The 17,214-nt window shown below is 73.4% G+C and carries 19 protein-coding genes and 1 pseudogene; 9 read left to right on the top strand and 11 right to left on the bottom strand.

What is annotated here, in order from left to right:
* Window positions 1-8: 8 nt before the first annotated feature.
* From mshC to F8274_RS22565, 4 genes are all read right to left on the bottom strand, one after another.
* The gene (mshC, locus tag F8274_RS22580; RefSeq protein ID WP_151464369.1) at window positions 9-1,247 is read right to left on the bottom strand and encodes a cysteine--1-D-myo-inosityl 2-amino-2-deoxy-alpha-D-glucopyranoside ligase; all 1,239 of its coding nucleotides are present in this window, start codon (window positions 1,245-1,247) and stop codon (window positions 9-11) included.
* A gap of 67 nt (window positions 1,248-1,314) precedes the next feature.
* The gene (locus tag F8274_RS22575) at window positions 1,315-2,133 is read right to left on the bottom strand and encodes an SCO1664 family protein (RefSeq protein WP_151464368.1); all 819 of its coding nucleotides are present in this window, start codon (window positions 2,131-2,133) and stop codon (window positions 1,315-1,317) included.
* A complete protein-coding gene (locus F8274_RS22570) occupies window positions 2,130-2,708 on the bottom strand; it encodes a DUF3090 domain-containing protein (RefSeq protein WP_151464367.1) in 579 nt (192 codons plus the stop codon). Before F8274_RS22570 ends, F8274_RS22575 begins: the two co-directional genes overlap by 4 nt.
* 112 nt (window positions 2,709-2,820) lie before the next feature.
* The gene (locus tag F8274_RS22565; RefSeq protein ID WP_151464366.1) at window positions 2,821-3,534 is read right to left on the bottom strand and encodes a histidine phosphatase family protein; all 714 of its coding nucleotides are present in this window, start codon (window positions 3,532-3,534) and stop codon (window positions 2,821-2,823) included.
* A 1,020-nt stretch (window positions 3,535-4,554) separates the two neighbouring features.
* Between F8274_RS22565 and F8274_RS22560 the strand changes: the two genes are divergently transcribed.
* The gene (locus F8274_RS22560; protein ID WP_151464365.1) at window positions 4,555-5,106 is read left to right on the top strand and encodes a hypothetical protein; all 552 of its coding nucleotides are present in this window, start codon (window positions 4,555-4,557) and stop codon (window positions 5,104-5,106) included.
* Between the two features lie 60 nt (window positions 5,107-5,166).
* Here the strand turns inward: F8274_RS22560 and F8274_RS22555 are convergent, their stop codons facing one another.
* The gene (locus F8274_RS22555; RefSeq protein WP_151464364.1) at window positions 5,167-6,003 is read right to left on the bottom strand and encodes an undecaprenyl-diphosphate phosphatase; all 837 of its coding nucleotides are present in this window, start codon (window positions 6,001-6,003) and stop codon (window positions 5,167-5,169) included.
* Complete coding sequence (locus tag F8274_RS22550) at window positions 6,000-7,052, bottom strand: LLM class F420-dependent oxidoreductase (RefSeq protein ID WP_151464363.1); 1,053 nt, start codon at window positions 7,050-7,052, stop codon at window positions 6,000-6,002. Before F8274_RS22550 ends, F8274_RS22555 begins: the two co-directional genes overlap by 4 nt.
* A 164-nt stretch (window positions 7,053-7,216) precedes the next feature.
* On the opposite strand from F8274_RS22550, the gene F8274_RS22545 reads away from it, so the two are divergent.
* Window positions 7,217-8,188, top strand: a complete 972-nt coding sequence (locus F8274_RS22545; protein WP_151464362.1) for an aldo/keto reductase — start codon at window positions 7,217-7,219, stop codon at window positions 8,186-8,188.
* A 94-nt stretch (window positions 8,189-8,282) separates the two neighbouring features.
* Window positions 8,283-8,474: a DUF5703 family protein gene (locus F8274_RS22540; RefSeq protein ID WP_120682271.1), complete on the top strand. Its 192-nt coding sequence runs from the start codon at window positions 8,283-8,285 to the stop codon at window positions 8,472-8,474.
* Window positions 8,475-8,534: 60 nt separating this feature from the next.
* Here the strand turns inward: F8274_RS22540 and F8274_RS22535 are convergent, their stop codons facing one another.
* Together F8274_RS22535 and F8274_RS22530 are read right to left on the bottom strand one after the other, a co-directional pair.
* Window positions 8,535-9,188, bottom strand: coding sequence for a hypothetical protein (locus F8274_RS22535; RefSeq protein WP_151464361.1), 654 nt, complete (start codon window positions 9,186-9,188; stop codon window positions 8,535-8,537).
* A 57-nt stretch (window positions 9,189-9,245) separates the two neighbouring features.
* Window positions 9,246-10,574 (bottom strand): M20/M25/M40 family metallo-hydrolase, encoded by a 1,329-nt coding sequence (locus F8274_RS22530; RefSeq protein ID WP_151464360.1) that lies wholly within the window; start codon window positions 10,572-10,574, stop codon window positions 9,246-9,248.
* A 175-nt stretch (window positions 10,575-10,749) separates the two neighbouring features.
* On the opposite strand from F8274_RS22530, the gene F8274_RS22525 reads away from it, so the two are divergent.
* The 3 genes from F8274_RS22525 to F8274_RS22515 all read left to right on the top strand — a co-directional run bounded on the left by F8274_RS22525 (window position 10,750) and on the right by F8274_RS22515 (window position 12,684).
* Window positions 10,750-11,367, top strand: a complete 618-nt coding sequence (locus tag F8274_RS22525) for a hemerythrin domain-containing protein (protein WP_151464359.1) — start codon at window positions 10,750-10,752, stop codon at window positions 11,365-11,367.
* Window positions 11,368-11,441: 74 nt separating this feature from the next.
* Complete coding sequence (locus F8274_RS22520; protein WP_151464358.1) at window positions 11,442-12,428, top strand: LysR family transcriptional regulator; 987 nt, start codon at window positions 11,442-11,444, stop codon at window positions 12,426-12,428.
* Between the two features lie 19 nt (window positions 12,429-12,447).
* Complete coding sequence (locus F8274_RS22515) at window positions 12,448-12,684, top strand: hypothetical protein (RefSeq protein ID WP_151464357.1); 237 nt, start codon at window positions 12,448-12,450, stop codon at window positions 12,682-12,684.
* Between the two features lie 82 nt (window positions 12,685-12,766).
* Here the strand turns inward: F8274_RS22515 and F8274_RS22510 are convergent, their stop codons facing one another.
* Genes F8274_RS22510 through F8274_RS22505 form a run of 3 tightly spaced genes read right to left on the bottom strand, consistent with a single transcriptional unit; the run spans window position 12,767 to window position 15,875 of the window.
* Window positions 12,767-13,117 carry a DUF3140 domain-containing protein gene (locus F8274_RS22510; protein ID WP_151464370.1) on the bottom strand — a complete coding sequence of 117 codons (351 nt, stop codon included), beginning with the start codon at window positions 13,115-13,117 and terminating at the stop codon, window positions 12,767-12,769.
* Window positions 13,117-13,287 carry a hypothetical protein gene (locus F8274_RS31340; RefSeq protein WP_192579933.1) on the bottom strand — a complete coding sequence of 57 codons (171 nt, stop codon included), beginning with the start codon at window positions 13,285-13,287 and terminating at the stop codon, window positions 13,117-13,119. The genes F8274_RS22510 and F8274_RS31340 overlap by 1 nt, the downstream gene beginning before the upstream one ends.
* Window positions 13,288-13,325: 38 nt before the next feature.
* Entirely contained in the window at window positions 13,326-15,875 is a 2,550-nt protein-coding gene (locus F8274_RS22505; RefSeq protein ID WP_151464356.1) for an ATP-dependent Clp protease ATP-binding subunit, read from the bottom strand.
* Between the two features lie 115 nt (window positions 15,876-15,990).
* On the opposite strand from F8274_RS22505, the gene F8274_RS22500 reads away from it, so the two are divergent.
* From F8274_RS22500 to F8274_RS22490, 3 genes and pseudogenes are all read left to right on the top strand, one after another.
* Complete coding sequence (locus tag F8274_RS22500; RefSeq protein WP_151464355.1) at window positions 15,991-16,368, top strand: hypothetical protein; 378 nt, start codon at window positions 15,991-15,993, stop codon at window positions 16,366-16,368.
* A 200-nt stretch (window positions 16,369-16,568) separates the two neighbouring features.
* Window positions 16,569-16,829, top strand: coding sequence for a hypothetical protein (locus F8274_RS22495; RefSeq protein WP_030504016.1), 261 nt, complete (start codon window positions 16,569-16,571; stop codon window positions 16,827-16,829).
* A 9-nt stretch (window positions 16,830-16,838) separates the two neighbouring features.
* Window positions 16,839-17,214: pseudogene (locus F8274_RS22490) on the top strand (hypothetical protein); the annotation flags it as partial.

Below are 17,214 nucleotides of genomic sequence, written 5' to 3'. Positions count from 1 at the left end.
ACCCGGGGTCAGAGGCGGATGCCGAGGAGGGCGTCGACGGTGTCGGCGAACAGCTTCGGGGCTGCCCCGTCGTCGGCGACCCCGGCCAGGGCCTGGTCGGCCCAGGCGTCGGCCACGGCCAGGGCGCCAGGGCTGTCGAGGTCGTCGGCGAGGCGGGCGCGTACCCCGGCCAGCAGCTCGTCCCCCGACGGGCCAGCCGGCGCGGCGGCGGCCCGGCGCCAGCGGGCCAGCCGCTCCTGCGCCTCGACGAGCAGCTCGTCGGTCCACGAGCGGTCGCTGCGGTAGTGCCCACTCAGCAGGGCCAGGCGGACCGCCATGGGGTCGACCCGGTCGGCCCGGAGCCGGGAGACGAAGACCAGGTTGCCCCGGGACTTCGACATCTTCTCGCCGTCCAGGCCGATCATGCCGGCGTGCACGTAGTGGTCGGCGAACGGCGCCTCGCCGGTCAGCCGCTCCGCGTGCGCCGCCGAGCACTCGTGGTGCGGGAAGAGCAGGTCGTTGCCGCCGCCCTGAACGGCGATCCGGTCGCCGAGCAGGTTCAGCGCGATCACCGCGCACTCGATGTGCCAGCCGGGACGGCCGGCGCCCAGCTCGCCGCCCGGCCAGGAGGGCTCGCCCTCGCGGGCGCCGCGCCACAGCAGCGGGTCGAGCGGGTCCCGCTTGCCGGCCCGGTCCGGGTCGCCGCCGCGCTCCGGGAAGATCTCCAGCATCTGCTCCCGGGACAGGTTGGACTCGTAGCCGAACGCGGGGGCGGCCGCGACGTCGAAGTAGACGTCCCCGGTGCCGTCGTCGAGCCGGTAGGCCGCGCCGTCCTTGAGCAGCACGAGGACCTTCTCGGCGATGTCCGGGATCGACTCGACCGCGCCGACGTAGTGCGCCGGCGGGATGATCCGCAGCGCCTCCATGTCCTCGCGGAACAGGGCCGTCTCCCGCATGGCCAGGACCTTCCAGTCCTCGCCGTCGCGCTCGGCCCGCTCCAGCAGCGGGTCGTCGATGTCGGTGACGTTCTGCACGTACCGCACGGTCAGGCCGGCGTCCCGCCACATCCGCTGCACCAGGTCAAACGTGATCATGGTGGCGGCGTGGCCCAGGTGGGTCGCGTCGTACGGGGTGATGCCGCAGACGTACATGCTGGCCGCGCCGTCGGGCTGACTGGAGTGGAGGCCTTGCCGCGCCGAGTCGTACAACTTCAGTGGCGTGCCCTTGCCCGGCAGCCGTGGCACCTCGTGTCCCGCCCAAGACTCCATGATTGCCAGCCTAACGATCCGTCAGGCGCTCAGGTGGCGCGCCTCGGGTGATCAACGCGACAGCGGCTCACATGGGTGGCCAGGGCATGGCCGGCCACTCCTCGGGCGGCAGCGGGAACCGCCCGGTCTCGCGCAGCCGGTCCACCCGGGCCGCCACCTCGGCGACCTCGCTGATGGTGAGGTGGTCGGCCAGCTCGTCGCCGAGCGCCCCGGTGAGCTGGCCGGCCAGCCCGTCGAGCATCGCCACCGCGTCCGGCGGGAGCTGCCGGCCGGCCCAGCCCCAGAGCACGGTGCGCAGCTTCTCCTCGACGTGGAAGCAGACCCCGTGGTCGACCCCGTAGACCCGGTCGTCCGGACCGACGAGCACGTGCCCGCCCTTGCGGTCGGCGTTGTTGATCACGGCGTCGAGGAGCGCCAGCCGGGCCAGCCGGGGATCGTCGGCGTGCGCCAGCGCGTACGCGGCCCCGTCGTCGTCGCGCGCCGCGGCGACCGGGAACCAGCGCGGCGGCACCGTCTCGGCCGGCACGAAACCGACCAGCGGCTCGGCGTCGTCCGGCTCGTCGATCCAGAGTTGGCACGAGCCGGGACCGAACGGGCCGTCCCGCAGCACGGTCGGCGGCACCAGGTCCCAGCCGGTGGCCTGCGAGACCAGGTAGGCCGAGACCTCCCGGCCGGCGAGCGTCCCGTCCGGGAAGTCCCAGAGCGGGCGCTCGCCGCGGACCGGCTTGTAGACGCAGCGCGCGGTCGCCCCGTCGAGGGTGATGACACCGCGCAGGGTGGTGTTGGAGGCGTCGACCAGCCGTCCCTCCAGGGTGAGTTCACCGTCGCTGAGCAGTCGCAGCGAGGCGGCGGCGCCCTGTCGGGGCTGAAGTTCGGACGAGGTCACCGGTGGTAACCGTTGTGCCGGGGGCAGAGGTGACCGGCCGGGTCGAGCGGCTGGCCGCAGAGCGGGCAGGGCGGACGGCCGGCGTTGACCACCCGGCGGGCCCGCTCGATGAACGCGCGGGTCGCCTCGGGGGTCAACCGGACCCGGAGCCGGTCGAGGTCGTCGTCCGGTTCGTCCGGGTCCTCGTCGGTGTCGTCGTCCGCGTCGCCCAGCTCGACCTCGGCCTCCGCCTCACCGGCGGCGATCGCCTCGATCACCACGGTGGCGGAGTCCACGTCGAAGGCCAGGCCCAGGGTGCCGACCCGGAACTCCTCGTCGACCGGGGTGTCGAGCGGGTCGTTGTCGCCGGTCACCGGGGTCGCCTCCGGCAGATCCACGCCGAACCGGCGCTGCGCCTCGGAGAGCAGCTCCTCCAGCTTCTCGGCGAGCAGGGACACCTGGACCTTCTCCAGCGCGACGCTGACCAGCCGGCCTCCGCCGCGCGCCTGGAGGAAGAACGTGCGCTCCCCCGGCGGGCCGACGGTTCCGGCGACGAACCGCTCCGGCGGCTCGAAGGCGTGCACCTGGTGCGTCATACCCACGACCCTATCCGGCGTGCGGAACCGTCGCGCAGCGCACCGACGCCGAATCCGCCCAGGGCGAAACGCCAGGGCCGCCTCCCGCCGTTGCCGGGCGTGGCGGGGCGGCTCACCGGGTCGCCCCCGCGCCGCCGCCCACGGCCGCGTCCGAGTCAGTCGACCTGGTCGCCCGCCGGCGCCGCTTGCGCGGCGGCGGGACCAGCCCGGCAAGATCGCCGCCGGTGTCGTTGAGCCGGACCAGGAAGGGCCGCAGCGGCGTGTAGCGGATCGCGGTCACCGACGCCGGGTCGGCCACGATCCGCTGGAACAGATCCAGGTGTACGCCCAGCGCGTCGGCCACGATCGCCTTGATCACGTCGCCGTGGCTGCATGCCAGCCAGACCGCCTCGGGCCCGTGCTCGGCGCTGATCCGGGCGTCCCAGGAGCGCACCGCCGCGACCGCCCGCGCCGACATCGCCGCCATCGACTCCCCCTCCGGGAACACGGCGGCGCTCGGGTGCTGCTGCACCACCGGCCAGAGCGGCTCCTTCGCCAGCTTCTTCAACGGCTGCCCCTCCCAGGCGCCGTAGCCGCACTCGATCAGGCCCTCCTCGACCACCGGCTCGGCGCCGGGCAGGGCCAGCTCCAGGGTCTGCCGGCAGCGGATCAGCGGGCTGGTCACCACCGCCGCGAGGGGCAGGCCCGTGAGCCGCCCGCCCACCGCCGTGGCCTGGGCGCGCCCGGTCTCGTCCAGCTCGACCGGTTGCCGGCCGGCGAGGCCACCGTCGGCGTTCGCGGTGGTCCGGCCGTGTCGCAGAAGCAGAAGGGTCGCCACGCAGACCACCCTAGGCGCTGACCACCCCTTGATCGACTGCACCACGGGATGTGGCGGTATCGGGGCTGTGACGGCGAACACCTCCGCGCCCGGAACACCCGACCCGGTCGGGCCGTTGTGCAGAGCGTCGGTGTGTCCAGTGTCCCCGGGCCTCACCTAAATTGCCTTCGCGGAATACCGTTCGGCTGGAGCCGCGTCGTGCCACTCGCCGAGAGGCGACCTGCACACCGACACCTACAGCGCCGCCCGTCCCTCCGGGGCCGGGCGGCGCTGTTGTCTGTGCCGCTCCTCCGCGCGTCCCGCTACGGCGACCCGAGGTTCGGGGCTCGTCGCTGCCCGTCTGGGGCAGGTCGGGGACGGATCGCGTTCGGTCGCCCGCCACGGGTGGCAGGTGCTCACCCACCGCCTTTGCTCTGCAGCCAACCACGCAGCGGCCGTGGTGCGGAGGTGGTGCGTCCGTGGCTGCAGAGCAAAGGGGGCCGGGGCGGTGGCCGGCGGCTGGGCGGCGGGCACCGGCGAGGGACGGTCGACAGATCGAGGGGTCGCGCGCCGATCCATCCACGTCATCAGGTTTGCAGCCGCCCACGCAGGCAGCCTCGACGTGGCGTGGATGTCCGGTTCATGCCTGGTGAGTGGAACGCTATGTGTGTCTCCCAGGTCCGGATACATCCATAGCGTTCCACCGACGGTCCCGGCGTGGGCGTGGTGTCCGGTTCGTGGGGTGACCGGCGGCATCCTGGCGGCGGAATGGCCGGCGGGCCGGTGTCGTTGTATCCCGGTGAACGGCCGAGGACCACGCCCCGCCCCCCGGGGTGACCCGCCGAGAGCGACCGCCCCGCGAGGCGGGACTGCCCGGCCGGGAATGACGATGGCCCGCCGGTCGTTGCACATGGTCCCGGCGCGACGAAGAGGCCCCGCCCCGCGCGCCGGATGATCCCCCTAAGACTTTCTTGAGCGCCTGACGGTGCTTGCGCACACACAGCCGACCCCCATCGGCATGTGCGCCAACCCCCGAATGGAGCCATCCGGATGAACACGATGCTGCGTAAGAGCGTGCTGGGTATTGCTGGTCTGGCCTTCACCGGTGGTGTCTTCGCCGGTCCGATCGCCGCCCACGCCGACGCCCACCCCGTCGAGGGCAAGCCGGCCGCGGTCGCGGTGAGTGTGCAGGGCGCCCAGTCGCACATCGACCTGAACGACGAGCAGACCGCCAACGCCAAGGCGATCATCGCGGCGACGAAGAAGGCCGGCCTGCCCGAGCGGGCCGCGGTCATCTCGATCGCCACGAGCCTGCAGGAGTCGAAGCTGGAGAACCTGGGCCACCTCGGCGATAAGAATGATCACGACTCGCTGGGCCTGTTCCAGCAGCGCCCGACCAGCGGTTGGGGCACGCCGGAGCAGATCACCAACCCCGAGTACTCCACCCTCGCCTTCCTCAAGGGCCTGAAGCAGGTCGACGGCTGGGAGAGCATGCCGCTGACCGACGCCGCGCAGACCGTGCAGGTCTCGGCCTACCCGGACGCCTACGCCCAGTGGGAGCAGCAGGCCACCGACATCGTCCACCAGCACTGGAACAGCTGACCCAAACAACCGCTGGCCGGCACCCCCAACACGGGGTGCCGGCCAGCGGCGTATCCGGGGTCAGGTGGCGTCGATCGTGCCGGTGAGGAGCAGGCAGAGGACCAGGGAGCCGAGCGCCACCCGGTAGAGGACGAACAGGTACAGGGTGTGGTGCGCGACGTAGCGCAGCAGCCAGGCGATGGCCGCGTATCCGATCCCGAAGGCGATCACCGTGGCGACGACCATCTGCGCCACGCTCGGCGCGGCGGTGCCCGGCGCGGACGGCTCGAAGACGTCCGGGATGCTGAACACGCCGGAGATCACCACGGCCGGGATGGCCAGCAGGAACGAGTAGCGGGCCGCCGTCTCGCGCGTGAGGTTGAGCAGCAGGCCGGCGGTGAGCGTGCCGCCAGAACGGGAGACACCCGGGATCAGCGCCGCGGCCTGGGCGAAGCCCATGATGACGCCGTCACGCATCCGGAAGTTCTCCAGCGTGCGGGTCTGCCGCCCCCAGTACTCGGCGAAGGCCAGCACCAGGCCGAAGAGGATCAGCGTGCCGGAGATCAGGTACAGGTTCCGGCCGGCGGTGCGGATCTGGTCCTTGAACAGCAGCCCGAAGATGCCGATCGGGATGGTGCCGACGATGACGTACCAGCCCATGCGGTAGTCGAGGCTGGAGCGCACCGAGCTGTCGAACAGGCCGAGCACCCAGGTCCGGACGATCCGCCAGATGTCCTTGAAGAAGTAGATGAGCACCGCCGCCTCGGTGCCCAGCTGGGTCACCGCGGTGAACGACGCCCCGGCGTCCCGGTCGAAGAAGATCGCCGAGGTGATCCGCAGGTGCCCGGAGGACGAGACCGGCAGGAATTCCGTGAGCCCCTGGACGATGCCCAGGACGATGGCCTCGACCCAGGTCACTCGCCGACTCCGGAGAGGTCCAGCGCCTCGGCGACGGTCCGCAGGGTCTGCACGCCGCTGTCCCGGTCCGCCACGAAGAGGGTGACCGACAGGGTGGTCACGCCGGCGGCCGCGTACTCCCGCATCCGCTCGGCGATGCGCTCCTTCGGGCCGAGCAGCGAGGTGCGGTCGATGAACTCCATGGGCACCGCGGCGGCCGCATCGCGTTGCCGCTTGGCCAGGTAGAGGTCCTGCACCTCGCGGGCGGCGTCGCCGTAGCCCATCCGGGTGGCGAGCTGGTTGTAGAAGTTCTGCTGCCGGCTGCCCATGCCGCCGACGTAGAGGGCCGCGTACCAGCGCACCAGCTCGGCGCAGGTGGCGATGTCGTCGCCGACCACCACCGGCACGGACGGGACGACGTCGAAGCCGGCCAGCTCCTTGCCGGCCCGGGCCCGCCCGGCCCGCACCGAGGCGAGCTGCTCCTCGGCGAACTCGGGGGCGTAGAAGACGGCGAGCCAGCCGTCGGCGATCTCGCCGGCCAGCTCCAGGTTCTTCGGGCCGACGGCGGCCAGGTAGATCGGGATGTGCTCGCGCGGCGGGTGGAAGCCCAGCCGCAGCGCCTTGCCCGGGCCGTCCGGCAGCGGCAGCGTGTAGTGCTCGCCGTCGTACGCGACCTCCTTGCGGGCCACGGCCAGCTTCACGATGTCGACGTACTCCCGGGTGCGGGCCAGGGGCTTGGCGAAGCGGACGCCGTGCCAGCCCTCGGAGACCTGCGGGCCGGAGACGCCCAGGCCGAGCCGGAACCGGCCGCCGGAGAGCGCGTCGATGGTGGCCGCGGTCATCGCGGTCATCGCCGGGGTGCGGGCGGGGATCTGCATCACCGCGGCGCCCACGTCGATCCGCTCGGTCTGGCCGGCCATCCAGGCCAGCATGCTCGGCGAGTCGGAGCCGTAGGCCTCCGCGGCCCACACCACCGAGTAGCCGAGCCGATCCGCCTCCTGGGCCAGCGCCAGGTGGTCGGCCGGCGTGCTCCACGCCGTCTGGTATCCGAGGCTGAGCCCGAGTCGCACTGGTCCTCCCACCATCCGCACCACAGGTCGCATCAGGTTACGCAATGGCGGTGGTGGCGCGGACCACCGGCTCACCTCGAACACGTCACACCCGTGGAAGGTCGCGCGGGAAGTTGACTGCGGCGAGGATATCCGTGAAGCCGGCTTCGAAATAAGGTTCACCCATGCAACAGCGACCGCTCGGCCGAAGCGGGCTGGCGGTTTCGCGGCTCGCGCTCGGCACCATGACCTGGGGACGCGACACCGATGAAGACGACGCGGCCGCCCAGCTGAAGAGTTACCTCGACGCGGGCGGCAACCTCGTGGACACCGCCGACGTGTACGCCGACGGCGACGCGGAGTCGGTGATCGGGTCCCTGCTGGGCAGCCTGGTGCCCCGCGACGATCTGCTCATCGCCACGAAGGCGGGGCTGCGGCCGGGCAGCGGCCGCCGCCGGGACGGCTCCCGGGGGCACCTGCTGCGCACCCTGGAGGCCTCGCTGCGCCGGCTCGGCACCGACCACGTCGACCTCTGGCAGGTGCACGGGTACGACCCGGACACCCCGCTGGAGGAGACGCTCTCCGCGCTCGACCACGCGGTGTCCAGCGGCAAGGCCCGGTACGTCGGGGTGTCGAACTTCTCCGGCTGGCAGACCGCCCGCGCCGCCGCCTGGCAGGCCGCCTGGCCGGGGCGGGCCCCGGTGGTCGCCGCGCAGGTCGAATATTCGCTGCTGGAGCGGGGCGTGGAGCGTGAGGTGCTGCCCGCCTGCGAGGCCATGGGCCTGGGTGTGCTGCCCTGGTCGCCGCTGGGCCGCGGGGTGCTCACCGGCAAATACCGCAACGGCCGGCCGGCGGACTCGCGGGCCGTGTCGCCGCACTTCGAGCGCTTCGTCGCCACCTACCTGGAGCCGCGCTGCTCCAGCATCGTGGAGGCCGTCGCCATCGCGGCCGGCGGCCTGGGCGTGTCGCCGCTGGAGGTGGCCCTCGCGTGGGTCCGGGACCGGCCCGGGGTGACGGCGCCGATCCTCGGCGCCCGGACCGTGGGGCAGCTCCTCGGGGCGCTGCAGGTGGAGCGGATGACCCTGCCCGAGGAGATCGTCACGGCGCTGGACGACGTCGCGGCGGTGCCGGTGGGCTACCCGGAACGGGACGGCTGACCCCCCGCCGGCCAGGGGCCGGTGCGCGAAAGAGGCGACGCGGGTCACCGTCAGGGGGTGGCGGAGGGCTCCCGAGCTGGGCAGCATAGAGGCCATGGACTACGAATACGCGCCGCTGCGGTTGCCCTCGAACGTCGATCGGTTGACCGCCGCGGCGCAGCTGGCGATCCAGGCGGAGTTCTCCGGCTGGGAGCTGGCCCGGGTGCGGCTGTTCCGGGACGGCACGCGGCAGGTCATGCTGCGCCGCCGCCGGGTGAACCAGCCGCAGCCGGGCCTCTCCTACTGACGGCCGCCAGGCGGGAGCGTCCCCGGAGCCACCGCGTGGTGGCTCCGGGGGCGTCGCTGCCTAGTGGGCGTGGTCGTGCTCCTCGTCGAGCTCCAGGAACGGGTGCTCGTCGAGCCGGCCGACCAGGCGGTCGTCGGCGGCCGGCTGGAACGGGCCCACCGGGTCGTCGTCGTCGAAGGACTCCAGGTCGACCGGGGTGCCGACCTCGCTGACCATGACCACGCCGTCGAGCGGCTCCAACTCGGGCACGTCGAGGGCGGAGAGCGAGCCGTCGCCGCCCTGCAGCAGCTCCAGCACCGCCTCGCCGACCCCCTCGACCGGGGCCGGCTCGTCCTCCTCGGGGGTGCCCTCGCGGCGGACCGCCTCGGCGGCCCGGATCAGCGCGGAGATGCTCGGGACGCGGTAGTCCCGCCGCTGCCGCACGGAGATCACCCGCGGGTGCGGGTCGGTCGCCTCGACGCCCTCGGCGCCGCCGAAGCGCTCGTCGGCCTCGTCCGGGTCGATCGACTCGACGTCCCACGGTGTCACCTCGCCGAACGCGTCGAGCAGCTGCTCGTCGTAGGCGAACGAGGCGTTGTTCAAATTGACGTACGCCTGCCAGACGGCGTCGTCGTCGATCCGGCCCTGAGCGGCGCGAACGGCGGCCAGGTGGGCGCGGGCCGCGTCGATCACCCGCTCGAGGGCGGCGTCCAGCTCACCGTGCTGGTCGGTCATGTGAGGCAGTCCCTTCGCGATGGGGGAGGTTCCGCGCCGGCGGCGCGACGGGCACGGTCAGCAGCTGCGGAGAAAGCGGTCGAGAACCCGCACGCCGAACTGTAGTCCGTCCAGCGGAACCCGCTCGTCGATGCCATGGAACAGGCCGGAGAAATTGAGGTCGGCGGGCAGCCGCAGCGGCGCGAAGCCGAAGCACCGGATGCCGAGCTGGGAGAACGCCTTGGCGTCGGTGCCGCCGGAGAGCATGTACGGCACCGGGCGGGCGCCCGGGTCCTCGGCGCGCAGCGCGGCGGACATCGCCTCGACCAGGTCGCCGTCGAAGGTGGTCTCCAGGGCCGGCTGGCGCTGGATGTACTCGATGGCGATGTCCGGCCCGACCAGCTCACGCAGCTGCCGCTCCAGCACCTCGCTCTGCCCCGGCAGGCTGCGGCAGTCGATGGTGGCGGTGGCCCGCCCCGGGATGACGTTGTCCTTGTAGCCGGCGGCCAGCCGGGTCGGGTTGGCGGTGTTGCGGATGGTCGCGCCGATGATGTTGGCGATCGGGCCGAGCTTGGCGATCGCCGTCTCCGGGTCGTCGGGGTCGATCTCGATGCCGAGGACGTCCGAGACCTCGGCCAGGAACGCCCGGACGGTGTCGGTCATGACCACCGGGAAGCGGTGCCCGCCGATCCGGGCGACCGCCTCGGCGAGCGCGGTGACGGCGTTGTCGTCGTGCACCATCGAACCGTGGCCGGGGCGGCCCTTGGCGTGCAGGCGCAGCCAGTCGATGCCCTTCTCGGCGGTCTCGATGAGGTAGAGGCGCCGAGACTCGTCCACCGAGTAGGAGAAGCCGCCGACCTCGCCGATCGCCTCGGTGCAGCCGTCGAAGAGGTGGCGGTGCCGCTGGGCGAGGAAGTGCGCGCCGTAGTCGCTGCCGGCCTCCTCGTCGGCCGTGAACGCGAGCACGATGTCGCGGGACGGCCGGACCCCGGCGCGCTGCCAGCCGCGGACCACGGCCAGCACCATGGCGTCGAAGTCCTTCATGTCGATGGCGCCGCGGCCCCACAGGTAGCCGTCGCGGATCTCGCCGGAGAACGGGTGCACCGACCACTCGTCCGGGTCGGCGGGGACCACGTCGAGGTGGCCGTGCACGAGCAGCGCGTCCCGGCCCGAATCGGCGCCGGGGATGCGGGCGACCAGGTTGGCCCGGCCCGGCGCGGACTCGTGGAGCTCCACGTCGACGCCGACCTCGGCGAGCTTCTCGGCGACGTACTCCGCGGCCCGGCGCTCCCCGACGCTGGTGTCGTTGTCCCCGGTGTTGGTGGTGTCGATGCGCAGCAGGTCGCGGCAGAGGTCCACGACCTCGTCGGTGGGGTCCGGTCGGTCGGAGGCGGGGTCGCTCGTCATCGCTTCTTCATACCAGCAGGACCGGCCGGCCGGTCGCCCCCGGTCGGGGCGCGGTTTCGCGGATCGCACGGGCGGGTACCGCCGGACCACCACACCCGTCGATCGGCTGTCCGGGGTGGCGGCGTCGGACGCGCCGGGACCGGACGGCCGTGGCCGCCAGCTCAAGGAGGGCACCATGACCGTCCCCCTGCCGCCGTTGCCTCCCACCGCCGACGACGCGTACCGGCCGGGCGGGCGGAGCCTGGCCGACCTCGTGGACCGGGAGCACTGGGTGCTGCTCGGGCTGGCCGGCCAGGTCACCGATGCGAGCCTGGACCCGGCGCGCCGCCGCGAGGTGCTGGACGTGCTGACGGCCGCGGTGTCCCGGCACCTCTCCGCCGAGGAGCAGTACCTCTTCCCGGCCGCCCGGGCCGCCGTCCCCGAGAGCGTCGAACTGGTGGACCGGGAGATCGAGGCGGACGCCGCCCTGCTGACCGCGCTGAAGGGACTGTCCGGGCCGGACGACCCGGCGGTGGCCGACGTCGCCGACCGGGTGCGCCGGCACGTCAGCCGGGTCGCCGCGCTGGTGACGCCGCTGCGCGAGGTGGCCAGCGACGCCGAGTTGATCCGGCTGGGCAACCGGTGGGAGATCGCCGAGGAGGCCGCCCCGACCCGGCCGCATCCGGGCACCCCGGCCACCCCGCCGTGGAACAAGATCGTCGAGCCGGCGGTGGGTGTGCTGGACAAGGTGCGCGACGTGGTCAGCGGGCGGCGGACCCGCCTCGCCGACCTGGAACGTCCCCGCGACGTCTGACGGCTGTCCCATACAGGTATACCGATGCCGTAAGGCCCTTCCGCCCGGCCGTTGGGTGGTCCTACCGTCACCGTATGAATCTGGAGCTGCGACACCTGCGGGTGGTGTGCGCGATCGCGGAGACGGGGAGCGTCACCAAGGCGGCCTCCACGCTCGGCCTGGCCCAGCCGGCGCTGACCGCCCAGCTCCAACGCATCGAGCGGGCCCTGGGCGGGCCGCTGTTCGAGCGGGACCGCCGGGGCGCCCGGCCCACCGCCCTGGGCGAGCTGGTGCTGGACCGGGCCCGGGTGCTGCTGCCGGCCATGAAGGGCCTGCAGGACGAGGCGGCCCGCCTGGCCGGTGCGGGCGACCCGCTGAGCCGCTACCGGTTCGGCGGGGTGAACAGCCCCATCCTCGGCCGGCTGGTGCACCGGCTCGCCGCCGAGCGCCCCGACGTGCGGATCACCACGTACGCGTCGTGGTCGGTGGACGAGCTGGCGCAACTGGTGGCCGGCGGGCGGCTCGACTTCGCCCTCACCGGGGTGTGCGGTGACGCCACCCCGTCGGCGGAGTCCGGGCTCAGCTGGCGGGAGGTGGCCGTCGACCCGGTCTTCGTGCTGCTGCCGCAGACCCACCCGATGGCCGGCCGGGACGAGGTGCGCCTCGTCGACCTGCGCCGCGAGCAGTGGGTGGCCGCACCCGGCGACGGCTGCTTCGGCGACTGCTTCGCCGCCGCCTGCGCCCGCGCCGGCTTCACCCCCCGGAAGGTCTACGAGGCGGACGTGCGGGGCTGCCTCGACCTGGTCGACGCGGGCGAGGCGGTGGCGCTGTGCCAGGCCACCTTCCGCCCGGTGGCCGGCCTGGTGACCCGCCGGCTCGCCGGGGCGCCGCTGCGCTGGCGGCTGCTGCTCGGCTGGCACCCGGACGCCCCGGCGGCCCGGGTCGCCGAGCCGGTGCTGGAGACGGCGGTGGCGGCGTACACCGATGCGCTGGCGAACCATCCCGACTACCTGGCCTGGCTGCTGTCCCACCCGGACTTCGGGGTGCAGTCGATAACCCCGAGCGGGGTGCGAACCGCCTGAGCGCGGGTATCTGGGCGACATGACTGATCTGTACCCGGCCGCCGACCAGCGGGAGCTGCTGCGCCAGGCGGCCGCCGCGCACACCGCCGCCTCCGCCGACCTGGAGGCGTTCCTGCGCCGGTTGCCGGAGGTGCCGGAGCCGGCCGACATCACCGAGTTCGCCAACCTGCTCAGCCGGGAGGAGCGGGCCCGGGGCGAACGGCAGGACGCCGCGGACGCCGCCGGGTTGATGCTGCCCAGCATGGAGTCCGAGTAGCGGACGGCGGCGGCACCCGGGACCGGGTCCCGGGTGCCGCCGCACCGTGCCGTCAGCGTTCAAGTAGGACCGCGTGCCGCGGTCAGCGTTCGATGAGGACGTCGTGGCCCAGGTCGAGCAGGGAGTGCCGCCACTCGTCGTCGGCGTTGCCCCGGCTCGGCTTCTCCGCGCTGAGCGCCCGGATCCGCTCGATGGCGTCCCGCATCACCTCGATGTCCTCCGGGGTCAGGTCCACCTTGCGTTTGGTGAGCACCTGGAGGATCCGCCGCCCCGGCTCGGGCAGGTCGAGGTCCGGGTTCGGGCCGAACGCCTCCTCCCCCGAGCCGCGGGTGAGCAGCCACTGCCGGAGCTGCTCGGAGGGGACGTTGACCTCGGCGTGGAAGTCGTCCCAGATCACCTCGACCTCCGGATCGAGTCGCGCCTCGCGTACCATCACGCCTCCTCTCCCGACGGCGACCCGGACGGCGTCGGGTCGCCCTCGCCCTTGTCGGTCTCCTGCTTCAAGCCCTCCGGCGGCACCTTGACCCGGGCCGGGTTGGCCGTCGGCGGCGCCACGATGGGTTCGCTGCGTTCGTCCTCCCGGGTCTCCTCGGGTTCGGTCATGTCCGCCCTCCGATCCGTCGGGGTTGGGGCGCTTTCCCTCATCGCGGATGGGACGTCGCCGCGGCGGTGTAGCCGCGGTCGCCGGCGGCCACGTCGATGGCGAGCTGGCCGTCCCGCGCGTCGACGGTGATCTGCTGGCCGGGCGAGATCTCGTTCTCCAGCAGCATCCGGGAGAGCCGGTTGTCGACCTCGCGCTGGATGACCCGGCGCAGCGGCCGGGCGCCGAACTCCGGCTGGTAGCCGTGCTCGGCCAGCCAGTCGACGCCGGCCGTGGTGAACTCGACGCGGATGTCCTGGGCGTGCAGCCGGCGGCGGGTCTCCTCCAGCAGCAGCCCCGTGATCTGGCGCAGCTGCTCGGCCTCCAGCCGCTGGAAGATGATGACCTCGTCGATGCGGTTGATGAACTCGGGCCGGAAGTTCTCCTGCAGGCGGCGCATCAGCCGCTCGCGCAGCTCGTTGGTCTCCTGCTCGCCGGGCTCCCCGGCCCCGAAGCCGACCGTGCGCTGGGTGCCCGTGATCAGCTCCGAACCGAGGTTGCTCGTCATGATCAGTACGGTGTTCTTGAAGTTGACGGTGCGCCCCTGGCTGTCGGTGAGCCGGCCGTCGTCGAGCACCTGGAGCAGGATGTTGAACACATCCGGGTGCGCCTTCTCGATCTCGTCGAGCAGCACCACCGCGTACGGGCGGCGGCGCACCGCCTCGGTGAGCTGGCCGGCCTCCTCGTAGCCGACGTACCCGGGAGGCGCGCCGACCAGGCGGCTGACCGTGTGCCGCTCCTGGAACTCGCTCATGTCCACCCGGACCATGCGGTCGGCCTCGCCGAACAGCGCCTCGGCGAGGGCCCGGCCCAGCTCGGTCTTGCCGACACCGGTGGGGCCGAGGAAGAGGAAGCTGCCCATCGGCCGGTTCGGGTCGGCCAGGCCGGTACGCGAGCGGCGCACCGCCTCGGCCACCGCGCTGACCGCCTCGTCCTGGCCGATCACCTTCTCGTGCAGGTGCCCCTCCAGGCGCAGCAGCCGGTCCCGTTCCTCCTCGGTGAGCTGGTTGACCGGGATTCCGGTGGCCCGGGAGACCACCTCGGCGATCTCCTTCGGCCCGACCTCGGGCACGTGGTTGGGACCCTCGTCGCCGCGGGCGCGGCGGACCTGGTCCTCCAGCTCGGCGATCCGGTCACGCAGGGTGGACGCCCGCTCGTACTGCTCGTCGGAGACGGCCTGCTCCTTGTCCCGGCGTACGTCGTCGAGCTGCTGCTCCAGCTCGCGCACGTCGGCGGCCGGCGTGCGGGTGCGCAGCCGCACCCGGGCGCCGGCCTGGTCGATGAGGTCGATCGCCTTGTCCGGCAGGTACCGGTCGGTGACGTACCGGTCGGAGAGCTCGGCGGCGGCGACCAGCGCCTCGTCGGTGAAGCGGACCTGGTGGTGCGCCTCGTACCGGTCGCGCAGGCCGCGCAGGATGGCCACGGTGTCCTCGACACTGGGCTCGGGAACCAGCACCGGCTGGAACCGGCGGGCCAGCGCGGCGTCCTTCTCGATGCTCTTGCGGTACTCGTCCAGCGTGGTCGCGCCGATCACCCGCAGCTCGCCCCGGGCCAAGGCGGGCTTGAGCATGTTGGACGCGTCCATGCCGCCCTCGCTGCCGGCGCCGCCCGCGCCGACCAGGGTGTGGATCTCGTCCAGGAAGACGATCAGCTCCTCGCGGTGGGCGCGGATCTCGTCGATCACCTTCTTGAGCCGTTCCTCGAAGTCGCCCCGGTAGCGGGTGCCGGCGACCAGGCTGGCCAGGTCGAGCTGGATGACCCGCTTGCCGATCAGCGTCTGCGGGACGTCGCCGTCGCAGATCCGCTCGGCCAGCCCCTCCACGATGGCGGTCTTGCCGACGCCGGCCTCGCCGATCAGCACCGGATTGTTCTTGGTGCGCCGGGACAGAATCTCCACGGCCTGCTCGATCTCGTCGGCCCGGCCGATCACGGGGTCGATCTGGTCCATCCGGGCCAGGTCGGTGAGGTCCTGGCCGTACTGGTCGAGGGTGGGGGTGCCCCGGTCGGGCTTCGGCCCGGTGCCCGGGCCGCGCTCGGCGCTGGCTGCCTGGAGCGACTCGGGCTGGATCCGCCCGGCGGCGAGCATCCGGCCGGCCGGCGACTCCGGGTTGAGCGGCAGCGCCATCAGGATGTGCTCGGGGCCGATGTAGTTGGCGCCCATGGCCCGGGACAACTGGTGGGCGTCGAGCAGCGCCCGCTTGGCGGCCGGGGTGAGCGACAGGTTCGGCGGGACCTCGCCCCGGGGCGCACCGTCACCACGCCCGCCGAGGGCGTTGACCAGCGCGTCCGGGTCGGCGCCGGCCCGGCGGACCAGGTCGCGCAGCGGCTCGCGCTGCAACGCCGCCCACAACAGGTGGTCGGTGTCCAGGTCGTTGCTGTGCTTCTGGGCCGCGCGGCGGGCGGCGTCGGCCAGCATCTCCCGCGCGTCGGCGGTCATGAGCCGGGTGATGTCGACCCGGTGCGCCGGCCGGCGTCCCCCCTCGCCCCGCCCGAAGTACCGGGCCAGGAACTCGTCCCACGGGTCGTTGCCGAAGTCACCGGGTCCCATCATTCTGTCCTCCGCAGTCGGTCGGCACGGCCGCCGGGGCGCGACATGGCGCGGCACGGTCGGCGGTGGCTACCCGGCGGTCGGCGCGACAAACGCGGACGGGTGGCACGCTGGGGGCATGGAGACCCGGCCCCTGCTGATCGTCGACGGCGCGAACGTCGTGGGTTCGCGGCCGGACGGCTGGTGGCGGGACCGGGCCGGGGCGGCCGCCCGGCTGCGCGACGCGCTGGTGGCCGTCGCCGAGGCGGGCGTGCCGCCGGAGCTGCCACCGCCGGTGGAGGTGGTGCTCGTGGTGGAGGGCGCGGCACGGGACGTCCCGGCGGTGCCCGGGGTCGCCGTGGTGTCCGCGCCCGGCTCCGGCGACGACACGATCGTCGCGCTGGTCGCGGCCGCGCCCGAGCGCCGCCGGGCGGTGGTCACCGCCGACCGGGAGTTGCGGGCCCGGGTGGGCGCACTCGGCGCCGAGGTGTACGGCCCGCGCCGGCTGCCCCGCTGACCGGTCTCCGGGACGCCGGCGCGTCCCGTCCACGGGACCCGAGGGTCCGGCGGTGGGACCGGCCGGCCCCGCCGTGGGGCGTCTTTCCGCACGTCAGGGCGACAATCGGACAGCCCGGCAGGAACGCCGCGAGGGTGGATGTTCTCCCGCCCATCGGGATGGGTTGTAATGGAGATCTCCCCGCCCCCAGGAGGTCCCCCGTGGCGAGCGTCGCCGAGCTGAAGGCCGCCATCGATGTCGCTCTCCAACAGATAGGAGACGGGCAGACAGCGGTGCAGGCGGCCGGGGAGAAACTGGCCGAGGCGCAGCAGACCCTCGCCGGCGCGCTGGAGGGCAGCGGCCACGAGACCGTCGAGGCGGCCCAGGCCTCGCTGACCCAGGCCAGCCAGGAGCTGGAGGAGTGTCTCGCCGCCACGCTCGTGGCGGTCGAGCAGGCGCAGCTCTACGTCGCCACCCTCTGAGGACCGGTCGTGTCCATCGTCGAGGACATCGGCGCGCAGGTCCGCGCCGCCGCCGAGGAACTGCCCCTGGCCCAGCTCGCCGCGGCGCTGGAGAAGTTCGGCCAGGCCAGCGAGCGGCTGCGCTGGGTGCGCCAGGAATCGGCCAACCCCATGGGGGTGCCGGAGCTGTCCGCCGCGACCGAGCACGCCGAGACCGCCGGCTACGCGCTGCGGGTGGCGCAGGAGCAGCTGTCGGCGTACCTGGCCGCGATCGGGCTGGCCGCCGACGGGGCGCCCGCGCCGAAGGCCGCGGACCGCCGGCCGCGGCACGACGCGGCCCGCGGCGAGGTCGCGCCCCCCGCCCCGGGCGCCGCCCCGGACCCCGACGAGCAGCCAGCGGTGCGGC

It is taken from the genome of Micromonospora sp. AMSO31t (genome assembly GCF_008868175.1).
Lineage (GTDB): Bacteria > Actinomycetota > Actinomycetes > Mycobacteriales > Micromonosporaceae > Micromonospora.
Note: the sequence above shows the minus strand (reverse complement) of the source record. Positions and strands in the feature narration are given on the sequence as shown.